At 66.2% G+C, this 6,003-nt stretch carries 7 protein-coding genes and 1 pseudogene; 6 read left to right on the forward strand and 2 right to left on the reverse strand.

All coding sequences use genetic code 11. The features are described 5' to 3' along the window. Positions 1 to 143: 143 nt before the first annotated feature. Positions 144 to 1,235: an IS630 family transposase gene (locus tag ACWGIU_RS26900; RefSeq protein ID WP_453709933.1), complete on the reverse strand. Its 1,092-nt coding sequence runs from the start codon at positions 1,233 to 1,235 to the stop codon at positions 144 to 146. Between the two features lie 332 nt (positions 1,236 to 1,567). On the opposite strand from ACWGIU_RS26900, the gene ACWGIU_RS26905 reads away from it, so the two are divergent. The 5 genes from ACWGIU_RS26905 to ACWGIU_RS26925 all read left to right on the forward strand — a co-directional run bounded on the left by ACWGIU_RS26905 (position 1,568) and on the right by ACWGIU_RS26925 (position 4,620). Beyond that, entirely contained in the window at positions 1,568 to 2,137 is a 570-nt protein-coding gene (locus tag ACWGIU_RS26905; RefSeq protein WP_453709935.1) for an RNA polymerase sigma factor, read from the forward strand. Between the two features lie 97 nt (positions 2,138 to 2,234). Next, positions 2,235 to 2,738 carry a hypothetical protein gene (locus ACWGIU_RS26910; RefSeq protein ID WP_453709937.1) on the forward strand — a complete coding sequence of 168 codons (504 nt, stop codon included), beginning with the start codon at positions 2,235 to 2,237 and terminating at the stop codon, positions 2,736 to 2,738. 59 nt (positions 2,739 to 2,797) lie between these two features. Continuing rightward, the gene (locus ACWGIU_RS26915) at positions 2,798 to 3,145 is read left to right on the forward strand and encodes a hypothetical protein (protein ID WP_453709939.1); all 348 of its coding nucleotides are present in this window, start codon (positions 2,798 to 2,800) and stop codon (positions 3,143 to 3,145) included. Positions 3,146 to 3,432: 287 nt separating this feature from the next. Continuing rightward, a complete protein-coding gene (locus ACWGIU_RS26920; protein ID WP_453709941.1) occupies positions 3,433 to 3,738 on the forward strand; it encodes a Tn3 family transposase in 306 nt (101 codons plus the stop codon). A gap of 33 nt (positions 3,739 to 3,771) precedes the next feature. Beyond that, complete coding sequence (locus ACWGIU_RS26925; RefSeq protein ID WP_453709943.1) at positions 3,772 to 4,620, forward strand: IS5 family transposase; 849 nt, start codon at positions 3,772 to 3,774, stop codon at positions 4,618 to 4,620. A 202-nt stretch (positions 4,621 to 4,822) separates the two neighbouring features. Here the strand turns inward: ACWGIU_RS26925 and ACWGIU_RS26930 are convergent, their stop codons facing one another. Further along, entirely contained in the window at positions 4,823 to 5,152 is a 330-nt protein-coding gene (locus ACWGIU_RS26930) for an AAA family ATPase (protein ID WP_453709945.1), read from the reverse strand. A gap of 152 nt (positions 5,153 to 5,304) precedes the next feature. On the opposite strand from ACWGIU_RS26930, the pseudogene ACWGIU_RS26935 reads away from it, so the two are divergent. Then, positions 5,305 to 6,003 (forward strand): annotated as a pseudogene (locus tag ACWGIU_RS26935) (tetratricopeptide repeat protein); the annotation flags it as partial.

The raw sequence follows: 6,003 nt of genomic DNA on the forward strand, positions 1-6,003 counted from the left end.
GGACTCACCCACACGAACGGCACCTGGCACCTCGCCTCAGCCGGCACATGACCACGAGGGGCTGCCCGGCCTCCGGCCGGACAGCCCCTCAACAAGATCTTCATCAGTCTTCTAGTGTCCTGAGTCTTAGAAAAGCTGCATTTCTAGGGTTTGGGGTTCGGTAGGCGGTTCAGGTAGCCGGCGAGGCGTTCGAAGATCTCGTCGGCGGACTTGGTCCAGGTGAACGGCTTGGGGTCTTCGTTCCAGTGGGCGATCCAGTCGCGGATGTCTCTCTCCAGTGCCTGGACGTTCTTGTGGACGCCGCGCCGGATCTGCTTGTCCGTCAGCAGGCCGAACCACCGCTCGACTTGGTAGAGCCAGGAGGAACTGGTTGGTGTGAAGTGCATGTGGAACCGCGGGTGCGTGAGCAGCCACTTCTGGATGGCAGGGGTCTTGTGGGTGGCGTAGTTGTCACAGATCAGGTGGACGTCAAGCTCGGCGGGGACTTCCTTGTCGAGCTTGGCGAGGAACTTCTTGAACTCGGCGGCGCGGTGGCGGCGGTGCAGGGAGCCGATGACCTCGCCGGTGGCGGCATTGAGCGCCGCGAACAAGGTGGTGACGCCGCCGCGCAGGTAGTCGTGGGTGCGGCGCTCGGGCATGCCGGGCATCATCGGCAGCACCGGTGCCGAGCGGTCCAGCGCCTGTATCTGGGACTTCTCGTCGACGCAGAGCACGATGGCGCGCTCGGGCGGATCCAGGTACAGGCCCACCACGTCGCGGACCTTCTCAACGAACTGTGGGTCCTTGCTCAGCTTGAAGGTGTCGACCTGGTGCGGCTTGAGGCCGAAGGTGCGCCAGATCCGCGAGACCGTCGACTGGCTCAGCCCGCTCTGCTTCGCCATCTCGCGGGTGGACCAGTGCGTGGCGCCTCTCGGCGTCGTCTCCAGGGTCCGCACGATCACATCCTCGACGTGCTCGTCAGTCACCGTGCGGGCAGGCCCTGGTCGTTTCTCGTCGGCCAAGCCCTCAAGCCGACCGGCCGCGAACCGCTTCCGCCACGTGGCTACCGTGGTCGGATGGATGCCGAGGTCCGCGCCGACCTGTGTGTTCGACAGCCCGTCAGCACACGCCAGGACGATCCGGCACCGGAGCGCCAGAGCCTGCGCGGACGTCGCCCTCCGCGACCAGCGCAGCAACGTCTCACGCTCGTCATCCGTCAGAACCACTTCGACCGTCGGCCGACCCATGCGCGCCATGAGCCCAGCATACTTCTATGGCTCTCCTAAGACTCAGGACACTAGCCGACAAGCGTGGCGAACTCGAGGAACGGACGGAGGAGCTGGAGGCGGCGCGCGAGCCGCGAACCGAGAGCTGACGCGCTCCTTGAACGGTCCTCTGAGCCGCCCCTGAACTCGCAGGCCTCAGGCAGTAGCCGGTCGCCGGAAAGAATCTTGAAGAATTCTGGGATCCGGCTGTCGAGGTAGAGGCGCTTCTCGCATCTATAGGGCATGAGACACCGTCCCAACCACGTCCGTGCCCGCCACCGGGCGCGCAGGCTCTGCCCTCCCTCGCGCGCGGGGGTGAATGGGTGAGGCTGTTCAGGCCGAAGGGCAAGCCTATGCCCGAGGCCGACATCGAGAAGCTCCTCAACGAGCTCTGGGGTGACCCCAGGTTCATCGAGTCCCTCACCCGGGCAGCCCGGTCCGTCCTCGACCGCGACGACGTACTCGTGGACGACATGGTCCAGCTCGCCGGCGCGAAGCTCGTCCTTGAGCTTCGTGACGGGGTCACCCTCGAGAACCCTCGCTCCTGGCTCCGCCGGGTCGTCGTCAACAACTCTCTCGGTGCCATCCGAGACCGCAAGGCTCGGCCCACGGTTCCGCTCGAGAATCTCAAGCAGCACGAAGCCGGCCCTGAGGCCATCGTCGCGATGCGCGAGATTCTCATCGTAATCGCCGACCACCTTCCTGAGCGGCAGCGTTTGTGCATCTCGTTGCACATCGTGGGGTTCACCGACGCGGAGATCGCGGACACCCTCGAAATCCGGACCGAGAGCGTCGTCAGGAACATCGAGCGCGCGCGGGCCAAGATCCGCCAGTTCCAGGCGGCACCTGAACTGTTTCCGCTCAACGCCTGGCTTGAAGGAGGCAAAGCATGATTCGCGTCAGGGGCCCGAGGGCCCACCTCAGGTCTCGGCGGAGTGCGACGGATGGTGACACCGCATGAGCAACCGCCCCACAGCCGATAACCCGGCTATGCCCTGGCCCCACCGACTGGTCGAGATGATGATCAGTGTTCTGCTTTTGCACCTCCAGAGCCGGAATCACAGCATCACTCTGCAGCGCGACATCCATCGGTTCACCTGTGAGATGAGGCGGCTCCGTCGACGCCTCGCCTGGAGCGGCGACCTCGACGCTCGACTCGACCTCCTGAAGGCGACCCTCCAGCAACCGTCTGCTGCACGACCCGTCGACAACGACGCGCCCACGAAGATCATGCAGCTCGCCAGCACCCTGGCGATCGAGGCGCAGCAGCGCAAGCGGCAGCGGCTCCGCCGTCTGAGCACGCTGATCATCTTCATCACCATCACAGCGGTGGTGATCCACGGGTCCATCAACAACTCGTACTCAGTAGTCCAGGCCGTCCCGGTGCTGGCTCTCATCGTCCGGGAGGTGATGCTCAGCCCGCTGCTGAGCTACCACAGAGCTGCTAAGTCGCGGCGAGCCATGAGGTTGAAGCAGAAAGAGCACCAGAGCTAGCCGAGAACGCACACGTCCACGCAAAGATCACGCCTCCGAAGGGCTTCCAGGGCACCCCCATGTCTCCACGTATCACATTTGCACTTTTTGCCGTAATTATCATTCTGCTGATCGCCGGATTCGCCGCCTTGCTCGCCTACCTCTTCAACCGAGATACCGGCACTCCCACCGCCGACGCAGCCAAGAAGGGAGCCTTCGTCGGCTCCGCAACTCTTCTTGCCCTCGTCGCCCTCGTGACCTTCTTCATCCTGGCGGGAGGACTCGAAAAGGAGGCGGCCGCCCGACCTGACCGCTCCATCACATTCACCCAGATCAGCGATGGCACCACACCTGTTGCGCTAGCTAAAGTCGGCCATCTGCCGCTGAGCAGCACCAACGCTCCCAACCGCACTCGGGCGACTTGCTGACCCCCAGAGAAGCGGCGTACCGCAGCTCTCCGTTTCAGCGCTCGCACAACCGGCCAGCACCAGCACTCACGGCGGGCCCCGACTTCGGCGTTACACGTAGTCGGCGTTCCCCGTCAGCCCCGCCGTGTCGCCGCACGTGCTCGCGCGGCAATCACGGAGGCGGTGTCGCGTGCAATATTCGCCCTTTCCTGGACGCTGGCCCCGAAATCGCCCCATGCGAAAAAGACACCCAGCCCCTGGCCGCGCGGCCCCGGCGGGCGTACGCGATTCATCGCCGGCGAGATCAGTTGGGGGCGCTGGGCATGGCCCTGAATGCCATAGTTTGGTGGAATACGCTCTACATGGACGCCGCCGGCAAGGAGGTGGAGGCCGGCGGGCTGACCATCTCCCAGGAGATCCGTTCCCGGCTCTCCCCGCTGGCTCATGGGCACATTAACTTCCATGGCCGGTACCCGATCGTCCGCAGCCACGGCGACGGATCCCTTCGCCCGCTGCGCGACCCGGGTGCCTCTGAGAGGGTGTTCGATAGGGGATTCCCCCCAACTGTCCGGCTTCTGTTGTGGCAGTGCGGACTTGTTTCCATGATCTCGTAGCGGTGGGAGGTGTGGGGGCGGTATTGGTCAACTGTGACTGAACGACGTGGCTATCCCTCGGACCTGAAGGACGAGCAGTGGGAGCTCATCGAGCCGATGCTCCTGAAGTGGCGGGCCTCCCGCACCGAGGGACGGGAGCCGGTGACGAGCCTGCGCGAGGTCGTCAACGCGGTCCTCCATGTCGCTCGGACCGGTATCGCCTGGCGCTACCTCCCACACGATTTCCCGCCCCACACCACGGTCTACGGCTACTTCAAGGAGTGGGAGAAGGACGGCACGACCCAAGAGATCCACGACACGCTCCGTGACCAGCTGCGGGCGAAGAAGGGCCGCAGGATCCTGCCCACCGCGGCGATCGTGGACGCCCAGCGCGTCAAGGCCTCCCCGAACGCTCCGGAAGAATCACAGGGCTTCGACGGAGGCAAGAAGGTCAAGGGCCGCAAGCGGCACATCGCCACCGACACTCTCGGCCTCCTCCTCGTCCTGATCGTCACGGCCGCGGGTGTCCAGGACTCCGCCGGCGGCAAGCAGATCCTGGACGCCCTCGCCGCCCAGTGGCCCACCGTGACGAAAACCTGGGTCGACGCCGGCTACAACAACGGCGTCGTCAGACACGGCGAAGACCTCGGCATCGACGTCGAAGTCGTCGCCCGCGACAAGGAACAGAAGGGCTTCGTCGTCCAGCCGATCCGCTGGCGCGTCGAGCAGACCTTCGGGATCATGTCCCGGTACAAGCGCCTCCACCGGGACTACGAGGCGTTACCCGACCGGTCACACTCGATGATCCACTGGGCCATGGTCAACTCCATGACCACCCGCCTGACCGCCAGCCCGGACAGAACCGGGCAATACCTCCGCCCAAAACCCCTCGCGCAAGCCTAAAACAGCATCGAACACCCTCTTAGGCACACGCCCACGCCACCCAGCCCCAGTTGGCGGAGCGCCATCGCCCGTTCAGCGTGCTCGCGGCGGCCGTGATCGTCGGACCATCCCCGCGGGCGCGGGGTCGACTGCAAGATCATCAAACCGCAGGAAAGGCAACCGCTGCCAGCGAAACAACCGGCTCATCCACACGCCTCCCCGTTCAGCCATTGCGCCTCGTCGACGAGGAAGGTGCGGGGCCGTTCGCGAGGGCTGTTTTGAGGAGGCGGTCGAACTCGCTGGGATGCCTGGGTGGCTCGCCGGAGAGGTCGAGGGCGTCGAAGAGTTCGTAGCGAACGGCACGGGCGGTGGGACGGGCCCGGAAGGTGACCCGGCACACCTCCTCGCCCGCCGTCTCCTCCAGCTCCCGCAGGCAGGTGTTGACCGCCAGGGTCTTGCCGAAGCCGGCGTTGCCGTGGATACACATCATCGCCCGCGCCACGACCGTGTCGGCGATGTTCTCCCTGGCGGTCAGCAGAGCGCGGGTCGTCACGACCTGCGCGTCGGGAAGGTCGACGTACTGGTAGGTCGGGGCGGATCTGGGTGCGCGGCGGGGGCAGCGTCCAGGGGCGGCCGTCGCGTCCTTTCGCGACCGGGGCGCCCCCCGTATCCGCCCCGGCCGTGGCCGCCTGACACGATCACGGAATGACACACGGGGAAACGCATGAGCACATACGCGACCAGGAAGCCGAGTTGGCGGCCGCTGCCGAGGCCGGACAGGACGGCGCGTACCGCGCCTACGCCACATTCCTCGGCAAGAGCGGCCGGATGGACCAGGCCCTGCCCTGGTGGGCCAAGGCCGCCGAGCACGGGGACGCAGATGCGGCGCGCACGCTCGCGATCTGCCACAAGGACCGCTGGGAGTTCGCCGAAGCCGAGCGCTGGTACCGCAGCGCTGCCGACCGTGACGGCGGCTGTGCCTTCGGGCTCGCCACACTCCTGAAGGAGTCCGGCGACCAGGACGGAGCACAGGAGTGGTACGCGCGGGGAGCCTCACTCGGCCACGTCCAGAGCCTCACCAACGGCGCGGTGCTCAAGGCCGCCCGCCACGGTGCCTTCGCCGAAGCACAGGCGCAGCTGGACGAGGCGGCCGAACTGGGTGACCGCAAGGCGGCCTCGGCCCGTCAGGTGATCGAGAACATCGTCGACGACCTTGAGCTCTGGGAGGAGCGGCTCACGCGGGCGGAGGCTGACGGGGACGCCGAGGCCGCGTTCGAGGCGCTGAGTCCGCTGCGGGACCCGGAGTACGCGGGCATGTTCACGTACTACCCGAGCACGATCCGCGCGGCGGAGGCTCTCTACGCGCGAGCCGCGGCGGCCGGCTCGCACCAGGCCCTGGTCGAG

Source organism: Streptomyces sp. NPDC054840, assembly GCF_053611065.1.

Coding starts and splice junctions, on each gene's coding strand:
- ACWGIU_RS26910 (WP_453709937.1), top strand. CDS start 2,235: ATGCCCTGGCCCCACCGACTGGTCGAGATGATGATCAGTGTTCTGCTT.
- ACWGIU_RS26900 (WP_453709933.1), bottom strand. CDS start 1,235: ATGGCGCGCATGGGTCGGCCGACGGTCGAAGTGGTTCTGACGGATGAC.
- ACWGIU_RS26915 (WP_453709939.1), top strand. CDS start 2,798: ATGTCTCCACGTATCACATTTGCACTTTTTGCCGTAATTATCATTCTG.